Genomic DNA, 15,383 nt, shown 5'->3' on the forward strand with positions numbered 1-15,383 from the left:
TCCCCCACCGACACGGTCCACCGCATCGGTGTCGTCGAGGACCATGAGGCGGTCGTCATGGGCCTCGAGGCGATGCTCGCCCCGTACCCGTCCCTGTCCGTGTGCGCCTCAGCACCCACCGTCTCCGCACTACTCGCCCAGGAGGTCGCGTTGGATCTGGCGATCCTCGACCTACGCCTCGCAGACGGATCGTCCCCGAAAACCAACGTCGACGAGCTCCGCGCCGCGGGTCTGGAAACCCTGATCTTCACCGGCGCCGAAAATCCGTACCTCGTGCGTTTGGCGGCCAAGGCCGGCGTCCTCGGTGTGGTGCGCAAATCCGAGACCGTCGATGTCGTCGTGGCCGCGATCATCGCCGCCGTCGCGGGCGAACCAGTCGTGACCACGGAGTGGGCCGCTGCCGTCGACGGTGACCCCCATTTGGCCGAGGTCGATCTCAGCCCGCGTCAGCGTGATGTGCTCGCCCTCTACGCCTCCGGGGAAAAGGCCGACCGCGTGGCTCGCCTGACCGGATTGACCACCCACACCGTCAACGACTACCTCGGACGTATCCGCGCCAAATACGCCGACGCCGGACGCCCCGCGAACACCAAAACCGACCTCTACAAACGCGCCGTCGAAGACGGGTGGCTCCCGGTCCCCGAACGCGGACTGCGATGACCAGCCCGGCCGTGCCATCCGCCGCGACGGGCGTCGGCCGGGCGAACACCGATCGCATCCTGCGCATGTTCGCCCGCTTCACCAGCGTCGGCTACCTCGCCTACCTCGCACTGCTGTACCCCTCGATCACCACCACGACACCGCACATGCATCGATGGTGGACACCTCTCGCTGTCGTGGTCGTGTTCGGGTCCGGCATGCTGCCCGGCCTGCTCTCCTTCCGCCGCAGCACCGCAGCGATGCGCTCGGCAGCCGCCGCGGCCGCACTGGCCTTCCTCGCGGCCGCGTTCACCTGGCCCCTGGCATGGACCGGGGCCCAACTGCCAGGCGATGACGGCGTGTGGCTGGCCGCGTTCCCCGGCCTGGCCAGCCTCGCCGCCGTCATCGCCTGGCCGACGAGCGTTGCCTTTATCCATCTCGTGATCGGCTGTACCACAGTGCAAATGATCAACCTCGCCGCCCGAGTCAACGCATCCGCGCCGATGCTGATCCCGGACATCACCTTCGCGATCATGTTCTGCACCTTGTTCGTCGGCGGAGCCGCGATGGCACTACGCACCGGCCGGCTACTCGACGCCACCACCAATGCCACGCACGCCGCCGCCGCAAGCGCTGCCGCCCAACGGGCCCGCGCCGTCGAACGTGAACGCTTCGACGCCCTCATCCACGACGGAGTGATCGCCACCCTCCTGACCGCGTCACGGCCAGTACACCGAGAGAATGTCCGTGCCCTCGCCTCAACGACCTTGCGTGAACTCGACGAACTGCACACCGTCAGCGATCCCGATCAGTCCATCGGCCTCGACGAGACCCTCGCCCAACTACGCACCGCTACAGTCGATATCGACCCCAACACTTCGTTCGTCGTAACCGGCACCGAGACTGCAGAAACCTTGCGGATTCCCGTGAGCACCGTCCGGTCCATGAGCGGTGCGCTCTCCGAAGCACTGCGCAACAGTCACCTCCACGCCGGACCACGGGCCACCCGAACAGTCACCGCAGCCTTACAGTCCGACAGCATCAGCATCGCCATCGCCGACGACGGCGTCGGATTCGACCACACCTCGATCCCCCCACACCGCCTGGGCATCGCCGTCAGCATCCTCGGACGAATGCGACCCATCGCCGGTGGATCAGCGCGGGTGGACTCCGAACCTGGACGCGGCACCACCGTGCACATCGAATGGACAGCGCCATGACCGACGACCGCACCGCATCGCGCGCGAAACATCAAACCTCCGACACCCGCGATGTCCGCGAACTCCTCGGGCTACGCACCGCCGCGGCCACTGTAGTCGTCGGCGCGTTCATCGCGACGTTCCTTCTCCTCGCGCTCACCACAGCCCCCACAGCAAAGTCGTTATGGGCCGAAACATCAGCTTGGATTGTGGTCAGTGCCGCCGCAATAGCTCTCATCCGGACCGCCGGTGATCCACTGCCGTATCGGACAACTCTTGCGCTGACGCTGGCGGGACCGATCAGCCTCAATCTGGTGTTCGCGGTCGTACCGATCCCGATCGACGGTCTACTACAACTCTGGCCTCTCTCCGCCGCGACCGCGATCTACACCTATATGTGTGTCCGCGGACGGACTTGGTGGGCATGGCTCGGGATGACCGCAACCCTGGCAAGTTGCGCCTGGTGGGCGCAACGAACCGGACAAGGCGCCGGCTACGGCATCGGAATCTCCATCATCAACCTCGCCCCACTGTTGATGGCGACGTTCTTCGCCTGGACCATCCGTCCCGCCGCCCGCGACATCTTCGCACTGCGCGAACAAACCATCATCCGCGTCGCCGCCGAAGCCGCCGACACCGCGATCCTCGACGAACGCGACCAACAACTACGACGACTCGACAACCTGGCCCGCCCCCTCCTCGAACACCTCGCCACAGACGAGGACATCACCGACGAGCAACAACGGGCCTGCACCCTCCTCGAAGCGCACCTACGCGACACCCTCCGAGCCCCCATTCTCGACACCGCCGACGTCGCCGCCGCAGCCAGGGCGGCACGGGCGCGTGGAGTCGACGTCATCCTGCTCGACGACCACGGCATGGACCAAACCGCAGACCCCGTCCGCGAACAGATCATCACTGCAGTCCTCGCAGCCCTCACCGAAGCCGCCGACGGCACACTGACCGTCAGAGTGTCTCCCCCACAACGCGATACCCTGCTGACCATCCTGCACCGACGCAGCGACGACACCACCCGCAGCGAGTACGGGCAGGACGGACTCGCCCTCCTTGTCCCCGACACGCTCATCGATCTGGCCACCGCGTCGCTCCTCCCGAATCGGGCAGAGGGGACCAATCGCGGAGGCGACGACGCGCTGGACGAGCCGTGATCGGATTCGGACTACCGCTGGTTGAGTCTGTCGAGAAGTTCGTTGAAGGAAGCCTCGAAGGTCGACAAGCTGCTCTTGCAGTAGTTCGCGGAACCCGTTGACATCGAACCCATCCCACACCCGGCGTTCTCAAAAGCCTGTGCTGATTCGCTGACAGTGAGAGCCTGGCCCTGAACCGAACCTGCGGCGATACCGACTTGAGTAATCCTATGCGCAAAATCGGCTTTATCCTCCACTACAGCCAAGCAGTTACTGCCGTGTGCCTTCGTGCACGTGATGTCGGCAAGTTCTTCGCCGTCTTCGCAGAACTGGCTGCAAAGACGCTCGAAGCGCGTGGCGCTGGACTCAGTAGAGTTTTCGTTCCCACATCCGGTGAGCAACACCACACCAAACATCAGAGCACCAACAGCAAGGGCGCCGACCGAGCTACTCCGCGTCATGAATATCTCCTCTACTTAAATTCATTGTCCATCCTGGATCAGTCCGCAGTGGTGCGGTAAGGGGATGTCTCCATTAACTGCATCGTCGACCGCAGAGAAAACGTGGCACCCTCTGATTGACAAATACGGGGTTTGGTCCTGACGGTAGCGCGGAATCTGCATCAGTGAAGCAACAGCCGATAACCCTAGCGCACCACCGTACTCAATTTAAGGTACCGGTCCTGGCGTTGCCCAAGGCATCGGATAAAGTACCTATTTCTTCTGGCATTCGAGGGCAAGTTCCCGGAGGAATCGGATGGACAGTCGACCTCGCCATCGGGCTCACTCAGCACACAACTGCTCGACCCTGCGCTCTCTTACGTAAGGGTAAAGAGTATCTGGTCGTTGATTTACTTATTCACGACGGCGTGTGCCCCTACTTTTGCCGTCTCGGCGATCCCTCCAAGTTCAACTACTGTCAAAACTCTCTCACCCGCTCAACCTCACGAACTCCAAACCTGAACATGCCTTTCGGAGGAACCTATGGCTTTCGAACTTCGCCCCTATCATGTTGCGCGAGCCCTGACAGTACTGTTTGCCATCCCTGCATTCTGGACCTTCTCAGTCGAAGGAGTGACGACAACCACGGAGTACGACCTAGCGACAGGAAAAGCCTCGTCCAGCAACGACTTCGGGTCGCAACTCGGCGGTAGTATCGTATGGATTATCCTCGCAGTCGCATCCGGTATAGCGGCCTGGTACCTGGCAAAGAACCGCGTAACATGGCCCGAATCCATCAAAGCGCAATTGCGGCAGTTCAAACTCGTCCCGCCCGCAGCAAACCCGAACAGCACTCACCCTTGATCGACAATCTTGGCCTGGTTCATCGTGAGGTCACCAGTTAGAGTTCGCCACACACGCTGCGTCGATCGTGAAGATGCGTGCATCGACTAATCAGAAGGGTTCATCAACGCATGGTCTCGAGGTTCCAGATCGCGGCGGTTGTGGGTATCGCTGGGGCTTTGACATTGTCCGGTTGCGGTGGTTTCGACGATTCATTGTCGGGATCCACTAATAGGACCCCAGCTGATTGGGCACTGACTTTCGGTGGGGCTGGACCAGTGGTGGCCGGAATGAGCGAAGCGGACCTTCTTGCCCAGGGAATTACCCCCGCCGGGGAACCAGTGGACGGGTGCATGCGCTACTCGATCGGCAACTACGGCGCAACCGTTGAAATATTCACTATCGACGGCAAAATAGTCGGCGCTAATAGCACCTCGACATCAAGCGGGATCACATCCGCGTCGAGCGAACAGGACATCAGAACTGCCTATCCTGAAGCTACTTTCACTTCGACGCCAAATTTCAGGTCACCACAAAACACCGACCTGCTAGTTAGCGATCCGAACCATCCTGACCGATATTTGGCCTTCTCCATCGGAGCAGACGGTTTCAATCATTACGAGATTTGGAGTGGTACGAAAGAATTCGTCACCGAACCATTTCTCATGTGCACAAACGCAGGAAATTCAGTCGCCGCAGCCACCTCGTCAGCAGTTTCTACCACGCGCTCCCCTACCTCAGCAGGAGCGATAACTTTTGGCGGCTACGGCAACATTGTCACCGGCACCGTGGAATCAGAACTGGCCAGCCACGGTATCGACGAAACTAACATGAGGACTGTCGGTGGCGATTGCACCGTCTACTACGACGGGACCACCGCTGCAATCAACGTGAAAAATGACGCAGTTGTCGGCGCGGTGGGCTCACGGCCAATTTACGGAGTGGGAACAGGCAGCACCCCCGCCCAGGTACGCAACGCCTTCAGCGACGATGTGATCGAGCAAGTGAATGACCTCGGCCCAGTCCTCGTGGTCAGCCAGCCCAGTAAGCCGACCATGTACTTAGGTTTCCAGTTCGAGAACGCGAAAATTGGTGCTCTCAGCGACTCCGACACCGTCACTCAGGTTCGTGGTGGCACCAAGAAATTCGTGGCAACCCCGCTCGGCGGATGCTAGCTAAACCACCAACCGGCGGCACCGACGCTGAACCGTGCAGAATCGCAGAAGAGACTTGCATCATCTGCTCTCGCGCCGGAGTAATGCCGGCGCTCGTCTATAGGTAAGGATGTGCAGAGCATGCGCCCCGATACCAGGCCGTTGGTGTAACAAAAGCCTGGAACCACGCGACTACAGGTCAGATCGTCGAACTGACCAGACTCATCAGGGAGATGCATGCGGCACAAGGCAGCACAGCTACTCGGCTTGCGACGCGCAACGATTACAGCGATCGTCGGTATGACCCTCGTGGCAACCGCCTGTTCAACATCCGGCCAGGCCGTCAGTGCCCAGCCCGAGACGGCAAGCGCGTCCTCCCAGCCGGCGCAACAACCGAACCGTCAACCAACTACCGACGCGCTCGCCACCCCCGGAAGCACCTGCGGCACCGTCACTTTCCCGGCTGGCACCCCCGGCACCGTGGTCGTAGAGACTGGTGCAATCACCTGTACCGATGCTGTGGCGCTCATCAACCGCTACTACAACGATCCGGTGATCACCCGCCAGGGCAACACCATGTCAGCGATGTTCGATGGCTGGACGTGCGTGAGCCCGACCGCTGTCGCCTCCCAGTTGGCCGGCTATGGATCGAAGTGCGAGAACGGTGCCCTCACACTTGTTGTCGTTACGGGCGACGGAGCAGTCAATGCCACCGCAACAGCGACGCCACCGTGCACTGCTGACGCCATCGAGACCGATCTCAGTCGCGATATTGGTGGCCAAATCCGTTGCCACGGACAGTGGGCGTACGTGGTCTGGAACCTTCTGGGCGACTCCTCCTCTTTGGTCCGTGTGGTCGCCGGCAAGTGGGTTGTCTACACATCGTTCCCGACCACAATGTGCCCCACCCAAGCGCGGGCAGATGGCGTTCCCGAAGCCGAACTGAGCAGCTTCACCCACTGCGCCGACGACTCCGGCAATACCGTCGGTGGGTCAGGAGATCTCGGGCTGTCGACGCCTATCACCCAACCCACGTGCGATGGTCTCGGGATCGTGGTCGTCTACAGCGCAACCAAGCCCGGAAACTATGCCACCGAAGTGGGAAATGCCCTCGCCGCGCACCCCGGCGCGAAGTACCTGCGCACCGACCACTCCTGCCCATCCCTCCGACAGGAGAGCAACGAGGGAAACCCGATCTACGCGGTTTACAAACCCGCTGGCTATACACAGGCCGAGGTATGCGCCGACGTCCACCGGGAAAACGACGACGCCTACGGCAAATGGTTGGACATGAAGACCGACCCCAACATCATCATCGCCTGCTGATACAGATTCATGTTCATACGAAAAACCGCTATCGAGCAGTGCCGAGCAGCCTGAGACCAGTGGCAGATATCGAGCGTATCTGACCAGCCGATATGCTCGATACCTGTTCGCGTTCAGGATCATTCAAAAGTGTTAGGCTCCGAAGGTTTGGCGGTCACAGCCGCTCGGTGACGGGCAAAGTCGAGTGTGCCGATAGAGTCGCTTTTTCGACGCACAATGGACCCTTCGTCTCTGCCGGGCGCATACGCCGACGCCCGAAAACCGCTTCGTCACAGCAGCACCGCTCAGTGGCGAACATGAAACAGTGCCTGCCCAACATGTGCGCGACCGCGACACGACCATGACGGCACATTCAGAGCGGAGGGTACCGCGTCCTGGTCGCTCTTTGTGACCGTTTACGGCGGCTAAACACGCCACGAGGAGTCAGAATCAACCGCTGAAGCCCTCCAAACCCCTGGAAGCAGCAATCTCTGAAGGCGTTTGAGAACTCGCGATTGCCGGCGCACGCCTGGCAGAAAATGCAGAAACGGGATTCTGGTGGGGTCGGCGATTACCAAATTTCGACGAGCCAAGAACCCACAATGCCATCATCATCGCCGATCTCGCCACGCTGCCGTGCACGCCCCAAGCGGCGGACGGACATGGCTGCGCGGAGTAGTGAGACCTCCCTCGCCGCTGCCTCGCAGCGAGGGCGCCCCCGTGGTGGGTCCGACCGGGTAGGGCGATGTAGAGATCGCCGGGGCGAACGCTCCGTGAATCTTGGCTGATGCCGGTGACCGGTTGGTGTCGTTGAGCATGTGTCAGAGATGATGTTTGGGCCACACCGAGATACCGCGTGATATCGCCCAGCAACCGAGACACGGGCACAACGCAGTCGCTCATGCAGTCAACACCCTTGCCGGAGAAGCGATTCGCGCCCTCGCACCCACAATATTGTCAGTGCGCACCCCGACACCTGCCCGCTGATACCCCACTACGTCTGCGTCGTGTCCCGCTCGTGTACGCGGCAGGAACGGAAGTCCCCAGAGTGATGGCGTCAGCGCCGCGGCACACCGATGCCTCGCCGTCATGCCATCGTGCTGGTCGAAGGAGCTGATTTGGTGGCGCGGAGAACCACGAGTTCCTCAGTATCCTGACCGGTCACGATCAAACCCCGTTGCTCGAGAATCGCTCGGCGCGCACGCATGACGGGACCGAAAGGTACGAAACTCCTGGCCGCCACAGTCACCGTCAAACCGCATTCTTCCAAGATCGTCTCCGTCTTCTGCACACCACACAGCGCTGACTGCAGCAACAGCAACGTCCCACCCGGAGCCAACACTTCAGCGCAAGACAACGCGATCCTGTCGAGTAATGCCCGCCCGTCTTTGCCGGCATCCCATGCACGCTCGATACCGCTCGTAGGCAACTCGTCGCCCAACGCTGGAACATACGGCGGGTTGGAGACGACGAGGTCGAACAGCTCACCCTGCACCGCCGCCGTCAGATCACCACGCCGAACGTCGATACGCTTCCCGGCAGCGACCGCATTGAGCCGCGCATTCAGACACGCACGACGCGCGATGTCCACCGCGACAACGTGCCCGGCCCCCGCCTTGGCCGCGGCAACGGACAACGCGCCCGTACCGGCGCACAAATCCAACACCCGAGTGCGCGGTGTCAGACTATGCGCCAACAGGGCATCGTTCAGCAAGGACGTGTCCTGTTGAGGTGGATACACACCAGGCAAACGCACGATCATCATCGACTCCTCGGTTCTGGCACCATGCACACGCCCATTCCCCGAACAGCACGTACGCAAACCGATCGACAATTATCTCCCGCTCGAATCAGTCTCCTGGGCTACGCGGCTGTGCTCAGGCCGCGGTCACGCCCTGAATCGATCGGACTGCCGATCCGCGCCTCCTCGACGCCCCCGAAAACCCGCTAGTGGTCAACTCTCCAGCCTCAATACCCACGCCACGCTCGCCTGCAGGCGCGACGCCCATCACCTGTCGCCACCACCGCTCACGTTCCTCGGACTCGGCCCACACAATCACATCCATCACAGCCTCCTCATCGACCCCCGGTTTGTTACCCAGATCACTTTCACCAGAAACGTCAGGGAAGAGAATCAATGGAACAAGGAGAAACCGAACACGCACTACCCGAAGCGATCCCAGCCATCGCAGCTCGCCCGAACCCAAGCGAGAACACAACACGAGTACAGTCGAAAAAGCAGCCTGCGAACTGACACGCAGTTCAATCCACTCGGTCCGCCGTCGACGTCGCCGACACACCAGTCACCGTCCCTGAAATTGAAACTCCCGGTGCAGTAGCGGATTTCGCAGCTATTGTTGCCTGTGGGGCGCCCGTCGACCGGCTGGTCACTCGACGGGAGGCGGGACGCCCGTCTCCCAGACCTATTCCACCAGCACCCCCGCTTCGTCAGGCAGGCGCAAGCGCTGAACCGCACTCGTCTCGGAGCTTCACCAACGTGACTCCGGGATGGGATGCGCCAGACCGAGACGACTGTTGTCCCGGTCCCTCACTGGCGTACAACACACACTTCGTCACCTGCCCGTCGCGCGTCCGGCGAAGTGGGTAGGTGGAGACCACGGACACTGCCCACCTCCCGGCCCAACAGACTCGACGAGCTTGGCGCCGAACCTCACATGACGCCCCCGATCGTCACCACTGCGTTCGCCGCCGAACCGATCAGCGCCTGCCCCAAGGCGATCCGCGTCAAATGGGACCGACCCCCCACACTATCGACCACTGATGAGCCACCCAGCGTCTGGCCGTTACTCTCCCTCACAGAGGGAACGGCTCTGCAACGCCGCCAACTCCTCACGCGCTCTCTGGGCCACATCCGACCGAAACCCCATCAGCGCCATCGACGCCACCGCTTCCGCACCGACCGCCGACACACCAAGAAGATCCGCGATCGCCTCACGCGCAGCCCTTCCCCCCTTTGAGGCAACTACAACCTCGAGCACCTCCTGGGGACGATCGAGAGCAGCTACCAGCGCAGTGAGCTCCTCTACCCGCGACGCACCTCGCTGCTCGCGATCTCCGGCAGGGCGGCGCCGAGCAGACATCGGTGCATCCACCGACGGCCCGTCCCACCGAAACAACTCCGCACCCAACTGGCCGTGCTCGGTGAGATGGAGGACCTCGAAACCGCCGGCGTCCTCCGGACCGGTCAGTCGCACGAGCACACCCGTGCGACTGTCGAACGCCAGATCAACCGGCACACCCGACGACTGAGTCATGGTGATCGACCACGCGGCTCTTCCCCCGACCACATCCAGGCATGGTTCGGATACAGTCCCCTGCACGCTCATCCGCCGCAACACCGACTCCGGCCCCAACAGATCCAACGGACTGAACATCGATCCCAGGTGCACAACCCCGAAGCCGCCGCGATGGCGCTGCATCTCGTTGTCGATCCGCACGAACGCCTCCCCGTCGACGCTGGACATGTAGACAACCTCACCACCACGCTCGACGCGCCACCGCCCTCCGGCGCCGTGCCAGAACCGGAAATCCCCGCCTGGGGTCTGATCACCCGCCTGTCCGGTCATGCGCATCGATCCCGACACGCAAACCGTCTCCGCCGCAGCATTTCTCCCGACCAGCTCCACCCACGACGGAGATAATGTCATCAGACCACGATAACCAGACAACCACGGGTCACGAGCGAAATCAGCGAAACGACAGCATCGCCCCCGACATCTCGAATCGGAGGGAAGTTCTGCTACGCCGATGTCGCCGGGGAATGGTCAGGACAGCCACGCCTTGCAGCGGAGTGTTGCACAGGCAACGAGTCGCCGATCGGGCTACCCAGGCACGCACCAACCGGAAACTGCAGGCCAATCCAATCCCATGCGCGCGGGCAACGGATACACACACCGACCCGTCGTGGGCACACCTGCACGCCGTTCAGGGTTCGCATCCCGCATTCATTTCCGGCACTCGATCACAGCCGGATGACCGGACGTATCGACGGCGGCGTGTACCGCGAACAACGCCCCCGCGCAGGACTTCTCAACTGGATCGGCTCGCCGAACAACTCCACCCGCCTCAAGTCGCGAAGAAACCCGCTCACACACTCCCACAACTCATCAGCACACAGCGGCGCCAATGGGCCCACCAACTCGATCAACAAACCGAACACCACATCGTCACCGCCGACGACCGCCTCGTAGGACCCGATCAACACCGCATCATCGGGAAACCGCCCACACAGCTGCCCCAACTCCCCCAGAAACTTCTCCCGACACACACCGACACTCACGCGCTTCCATCCCTCCCCCGCTCGACCGGCCGGACACACCACGACCAGACGATAACGATCGCCCTGTCGCCCTCGCCTATTACCACTCCCTGACTGGAACCACGTGTCGCCGTCACCCGCCGTATCCGATAAATTTCATCGAACAAGCAAGTGAGGACAGGCAAGATCGGAAGGGCGTACGAGTGCCGGCAGAGGACAACAGAACATTAGAGCCGATCGCGAAAGCCGGTGCCCCACACCGAGTCGGGGGATTCCTCTACCACCGCCACGGCGACCGATGGGAATGGTCCGACACCGTAGCCCGCATGCACGGATACGACCCCGCCACCGCCGCCGTCACCCCGACCACCGAACTGCTCCTCTCCCACAAACACCCCGACGACAGAGCCCACGTCGCCCACACCCTGCACACCATCCGCACCACCGGCGGAGCATTCAGCAGCCGCCACCGCATCATCGACACCCACGGGCACACCCGCTCGGTCGTCGTCGTAGGCGACCGCGTCCTCGACGACGACGGTGCCGTCATCGGCAGCTCCGGCTTCTACATCGACATCACCGACACCATCGACACCACCGTCTCCGAAGCAGTCGACGACGTCGTCGCCGACCTCACCGCCTCCCGCGGCGCGATCGAACAAGCCAAAGGCATGCTCATGCTCATCTACCGCATCCCCGCCGACCGCGCCTTCGACGTCCTCGTCTGGCACTCCCAACACACCAACACCAAACTCCGCGACATCGCCGAAGGACTCCTCACCCGAATAGCCACCGACCTCGACATCCCCACCGCGGTACGCACACGCTTCGATCATCTCCTGCTCCACACCACCTGACACAACGCTGCGACGCGGTCGCAGCGTGTGTTCTTCATGGCCGCGAGCACCGGAGCGCTGGCCCTGTGGTGACCCCGACTCGGCACTCGGCTCGGTTCGAGTCCATATCGGCCGGCGCACCTTTGTTGCCAGTCTTGGTCGCACACCATTCGGCACGCTTAAGGTGAGCAGATGCGCACACACTTCGCCGACAGCCTCGACGACCTCGCTGCCGGTCTCGCCGCCATGTGCGCTCTCACCATCACAGCAATTGCCGACGCAACAACAGCCTTGCTGGATGTCGACCTTCCCACCGCCGAACGAGTACTCGACGCGAACACCGACCTCGACAAAGCCGCCGCCGACTGGGAACACCAGGCATTCTCACTCCTCGCCCTACAGGCCCCCGTCGCGCATGACCTGCGATTCACCGGCGGCGGCCTGCACATCGCCGCCAGTCTGCAACGCATGGGCGGACTCGCTACCCATGTAGCGAAGATCGCGCGCCTGCGCCACTCCACACCGGCGGTCCCACCCGAAGCACAGCCAGTCATCCAGGACATCGGGAAGACCGCGGTAGCCCGGGCCACCGAAACCCAAGTAGTACTCCGCCACCTCGACCATGAACGCGCCGAAAAGCTGGTCGCCGCCGACACCGTCATGGACGAACTGCACCGGCGCCTGTTCACCGTCACCCAAGCACCACAATGGCCACACGGAGTACAAGCAGCAGTCGACGTCACCCTCCTCGGACGGTTCTACGAACGGTTCTGCGACCACACCGTCGACATCGGACGACGCATCATCTTCCTCGAAACCGGACAACTCCCAGCCCGACCCGAAACCCTTCTCTGACAACCACACTCGCAGATCACCGTCACCACTCGACCACCCCGGGAACCATGAACCCCAGCTAAAGGCTCGAGGCTCCTTCCTGCCGGCTCATTCACCGAAACCAACCGCGATCAGACGCCGGCCCCGTTCTCGCGTTGTTGAAGTTCTGCGTTGATGCGGCGCGCTTCGGCGAGTTGATCTTCGAGAATGATGATCCGGCACGCAGCCTCGAGTGGGGTGCCGGCGGCGACGAGTTCGTGCGCGCGGGCGGCGATACGCAGTTGGTAGCGCGAGTAGCGGCGGTGCCCACCGGCGGAGCGTTGTGGGGTGAGGAGTTTCGCGGCATCGAGGCTGCGGAGGAATCCTTGCCGGACACCGAGGAGTTCGGCGGCGTGGCCCATGCTGTAGGCGGGATAGTCTTCGTCGTCGAACTTGCCGGACAGGTCGCCGGCGGGTCGCTCTGCCGAGATGGCGGTCTACTTTCACTTCGAATGGACGGGGCCCCCGGCGCGGGGGGTGCGCCGGGGCCGAGACGGGGCCGATTTCACTCACTGAACTAACAACAACTGCACTCTTCGGGCTTCCGAACGCACACACCATGTCCGGTAACCCTCGTGAAGGGGGTGCCGGGACCTGAACTACACACTCACAACAATTTTCGGCCCCGGCACGTCCCTGCCCTGCGGTACTGCTTGCGGGTAGTTCATCTCTCCCGCACCTCTTGATTTCGTTCCTGCAAGAAAAAGATACAACACACCAAGAGAGAATGTCTACCCCCGCCACGATAGAAATTGTGACGCCTGCGCCGCCGGTTCGAAGAGAGGAAATTTGCGCCTGGTCGTCCACCATGTCAACGACGGCAACCCCATCGAACCCATACCTGAAACCGATGTTCCCGATCGCGATCGACGAGCAAACCGGCGCATCCAACGGCAGCATCACGTCAGTTCGAAAGTCGAGATGCTTCGCGCAGTCGATCACGGACCCACGCGCACGCACGCCATGACAACGCCAGCCACTAAGACAGGACGAGTATCGAGGTCCCGGACTGGAGCGGGCGTCTTCCGCATCCTGCAATATTTACGTAACCTGCAGATACACCAACTTGGCATACTGTCGAAGTGGAGTCCCCACCGACTGATGCCGGGCGGGGACTCCACGAGGTGAGACGTCCCCGTGTTGAGCACACAGCACGGGGACCCACTTTCCGCGCCGGGCTCTTTGCTCAACCCTGCACCTCCACCCTAAAACAGTCCGTCAGGTTTGGTCTACCCGGTGACTGAAATGTTACCGACAACCAGGGGTCGAGCAGGCGGCCACTCCGTGCAAGCCTGACGCGAAGGTAGGCAATGCAGTGACACCTCGCGCCGCCCTACCTACGCGACCCGGACGGATTCATCACTCGTGGGCCCTTTCCCGAATAGGTTTGGACCGTATGGCAATTGAGTCCACATCCCGAAATGCACAGTTGTGGCAACTCAGGGGTTGGTCTGCCAGGCGCGTGTGACTGCGAATGAAGCGAATCGCCAATTGTTGTGGTGGCGACGGAATGTGGCGTGGTAGTCGCCGATGGCGAGGAGGGTTGCGTCGGTGTCGGCGGCATGCTTCGCACGCTCATCCCACCCCACGGACGTGGACGAGTTGCATTCACAGATGTTCGAAGCAGAAGGCGTAGAACCAATTTACGGCGACACCGCCCAATCAGGCATCGCACCGCTCCTCGGATACGATTCCGACGAAATCGAACTGATCCCGTAGGCCGACAACTGTCAACCGAACTCAGTCATTCCCGCAGGCCAGTAGTCCGGCAAGGTTTAACGTCCGCACCACCTCTCATCCGCAGAACAAGGGCGAACCTCCGTTACCGCAGTCAGCGCACCTCCGAGTCGCTGACGGGCGCCTCGGGCACAGCGGCAGTCAGGAAACAGAAAGGATGACCCTCAGGATCGAGGAGAACAACGATCCCCTCATCGCGCTCCACCACACTGGCGACACATGCACCCAGGGACACGGCGAAGTCGATCGCCTGATCAAGCTCCCCCTCCTGGACACTGATTCGAGATGCCCCTGAGTCGGAACCCTTCGGTGATCCGGCCAATCCGGACGCTGATAGTTCTCACTGACCTGAAAACCCAACCGGGCGCCCGTAGCCGACTCGACCAGATCGATAAATCGAGGCTCGACTTCCTGGCCGGGTTCACTACCCGGTTCGTACTGCGCACCCAGAAGGCACCGGTAGAACTCGGCAAGCCGGCGATGATCAGCCGCATCGAGCATCATCCGGCGTATCCGCAACCGAGGCACCGCACCGCAGACCTCCCGACATAAGCGTGCTGTCGACCACCCCGGCCAACGCCTCGTCGGTCAGTGGGTCTGGGCTTGGCGCACACCGACGCGCACGCGTTCGGCCCCAATCGTGTCCGCATCGCACCAAGGAGTAATGGGCCTACGCTCGCCCCTACCTGAGCGAGTCCGAACGCGTCGCGGCCTTCCCTGAGTTCCTTCGCATCTACAATCACGAACGCGGCCACACCGCACTCCGGGGCAACTCACCCGCCGACCGCGTACCCAACCTGTCGGGTCGGTACAATTGGCGGTGACGTGTGCTATCGACAATTCGTACAATGCGAAGCCGCGCAAATCGTCAACTTGCCGGAAGACGACTCCCAGGGTGGCCCACTCACCTCAGCGAACAACTACGGAACG

General features: G+C 62.0%; 15 protein-coding genes and 1 pseudogene. 9 read left to right on the forward strand and 7 right to left on the reverse strand.

Annotated features, from left to right (window positions below):
- The first annotated feature begins 57 nt into the window (after positions 1 to 57).
- Genes ASU23_RS05400 through ASU23_RS05410 form a run of 3 tightly spaced genes read left to right on the forward strand, consistent with a single transcriptional unit; the run spans position 58 to position 3,007 of the window.
- The gene (locus ASU23_RS05400; RefSeq protein WP_253741223.1) at positions 58 to 660 is read left to right on the forward strand and encodes a LuxR C-terminal-related transcriptional regulator; all 603 of its coding nucleotides are present in this window, start codon (positions 58 to 60) and stop codon (positions 658 to 660) included.
- Positions 657 to 1,859 carry a sensor histidine kinase gene (locus tag ASU23_RS05405; protein WP_058037478.1) on the forward strand — a complete coding sequence of 401 codons (1,203 nt, stop codon included), beginning with the start codon at positions 657 to 659 and terminating at the stop codon, positions 1,857 to 1,859. Before ASU23_RS05400 ends, ASU23_RS05405 begins: the two co-directional genes overlap by 4 nt.
- On the forward strand, positions 1,856 to 3,007 hold the full coding sequence (locus ASU23_RS05410; RefSeq protein WP_216637117.1) for a hypothetical protein: 1,152 nt from the start codon (positions 1,856 to 1,858) through the stop codon (positions 3,005 to 3,007). The genes ASU23_RS05405 and ASU23_RS05410 overlap by 4 nt, the downstream gene beginning before the upstream one ends.
- Positions 3,008 to 3,018: 11 nt before the next feature.
- On the opposite strand, the gene ASU23_RS33875 is transcribed toward ASU23_RS05410, so the two are convergent.
- On the reverse strand, positions 3,019 to 3,447 hold the full coding sequence (locus ASU23_RS33875; RefSeq protein ID WP_156423101.1) for a hypothetical protein: 429 nt from the start codon (positions 3,445 to 3,447) through the stop codon (positions 3,019 to 3,021).
- Positions 3,448 to 4,559: 1,112 nt separating this feature from the next.
- On the opposite strand from ASU23_RS33875, the gene ASU23_RS05425 reads away from it, so the two are divergent.
- Together ASU23_RS05425 and ASU23_RS05430 are read left to right on the forward strand one after the other, a co-directional pair.
- Positions 4,560 to 5,444: a hypothetical protein gene (locus ASU23_RS05425; protein ID WP_156423102.1), complete on the forward strand. Its 885-nt coding sequence runs from the start codon at positions 4,560 to 4,562 to the stop codon at positions 5,442 to 5,444.
- 216 nt (positions 5,445 to 5,660) lie between these two features.
- Positions 5,661 to 6,749 (forward strand): hypothetical protein, encoded by a 1,089-nt coding sequence (locus ASU23_RS05430; RefSeq protein ID WP_058037482.1) that lies wholly within the window; start codon positions 5,661 to 5,663, stop codon positions 6,747 to 6,749.
- A gap of 1,066 nt (positions 6,750 to 7,815) precedes the next feature.
- Here the strand turns inward: ASU23_RS05430 and ASU23_RS05435 are convergent.
- The 4 genes from ASU23_RS05435 to ASU23_RS34725 all read right to left on the reverse strand — a co-directional run bounded on the left by ASU23_RS05435 (position 7,816) and on the right by ASU23_RS34725 (position 11,028).
- A complete protein-coding gene (locus ASU23_RS05435; protein WP_172827024.1) occupies positions 7,816 to 8,490 on the reverse strand; it encodes a HemK2/MTQ2 family protein methyltransferase in 675 nt (224 codons plus the stop codon).
- A 115-nt stretch (positions 8,491 to 8,605) separates the two neighbouring features.
- The gene (locus ASU23_RS34465; protein ID WP_058037504.1) at positions 8,606 to 8,794 is read right to left on the reverse strand and encodes a hypothetical protein; all 189 of its coding nucleotides are present in this window, start codon (positions 8,792 to 8,794) and stop codon (positions 8,606 to 8,608) included.
- Positions 8,795 to 9,532: 738 nt separating this feature from the next.
- A complete protein-coding gene (locus ASU23_RS05445) occupies positions 9,533 to 10,396 on the reverse strand; it encodes a hypothetical protein (RefSeq protein ID WP_156423103.1) in 864 nt (287 codons plus the stop codon).
- 314 nt (positions 10,397 to 10,710) lie between these two features.
- The gene (locus tag ASU23_RS34725; RefSeq protein ID WP_253741213.1) at positions 10,711 to 11,028 is read right to left on the reverse strand and encodes a hypothetical protein; all 318 of its coding nucleotides are present in this window, start codon (positions 11,026 to 11,028) and stop codon (positions 10,711 to 10,713) included.
- A 215-nt stretch (positions 11,029 to 11,243) separates the two neighbouring features.
- On the opposite strand from ASU23_RS34725, the gene ASU23_RS34730 reads away from it, so the two are divergent.
- Together ASU23_RS34730 and phoU are read left to right on the forward strand one after the other, a co-directional pair.
- Positions 11,244 to 11,864, forward strand: coding sequence for a PAS and ANTAR domain-containing protein (locus ASU23_RS34730; RefSeq protein ID WP_058037505.1), 621 nt, complete (start codon positions 11,244 to 11,246; stop codon positions 11,862 to 11,864).
- Between the two features lie 171 nt (positions 11,865 to 12,035).
- A complete protein-coding gene (gene phoU, locus ASU23_RS05460) occupies positions 12,036 to 12,698 on the forward strand; it encodes a phosphate signaling complex protein PhoU (RefSeq protein ID WP_058037485.1) in 663 nt (220 codons plus the stop codon).
- 110 nt (positions 12,699 to 12,808) lie between these two features.
- Here the strand turns inward: phoU and ASU23_RS05465 are convergent, their stop codons facing one another.
- Together ASU23_RS05465 and ASU23_RS35265 are read right to left on the reverse strand one after the other, a co-directional pair.
- Positions 12,809 to 13,147 (reverse strand): MerR family transcriptional regulator, encoded by a 339-nt coding sequence (locus ASU23_RS05465; protein ID WP_308125228.1) that lies wholly within the window; start codon positions 13,145 to 13,147, stop codon positions 12,809 to 12,811.
- Positions 13,148 to 14,547: 1,400 nt separating this feature from the next.
- The gene (locus ASU23_RS35265) at positions 14,548 to 14,775 is read right to left on the reverse strand and encodes a VOC family protein (protein WP_058037487.1); all 228 of its coding nucleotides are present in this window, start codon (positions 14,773 to 14,775) and stop codon (positions 14,548 to 14,550) included.
- On the opposite strand from ASU23_RS35265, the gene ASU23_RS05475 reads away from it, so the two are divergent.
- Positions 14,763 to 15,005: a hypothetical protein gene (locus ASU23_RS05475; RefSeq protein ID WP_058037488.1), complete on the forward strand. Its 243-nt coding sequence runs from the start codon at positions 14,763 to 14,765 to the stop codon at positions 15,003 to 15,005. The genes ASU23_RS35265 and ASU23_RS05475 overlap by 13 nt on opposite strands.
- Positions 15,006 to 15,100: 95 nt before the next feature.
- A pseudogene (locus ASU23_RS34735) lies at positions 15,101 to 15,277 on the forward strand (IS481 family transposase); the annotation flags it as partial.
- Positions 15,278 to 15,383: the final 106 nt, after the last annotated feature.

The organism is Rhodococcus sp. KB6 (genome assembly GCF_001445685.1).
GTDB classification, from domain to species: domain Bacteria; phylum Actinomycetota; class Actinomycetes; order Mycobacteriales; family Mycobacteriaceae; genus Rhodococcus_F; species Rhodococcus_F qingshengii.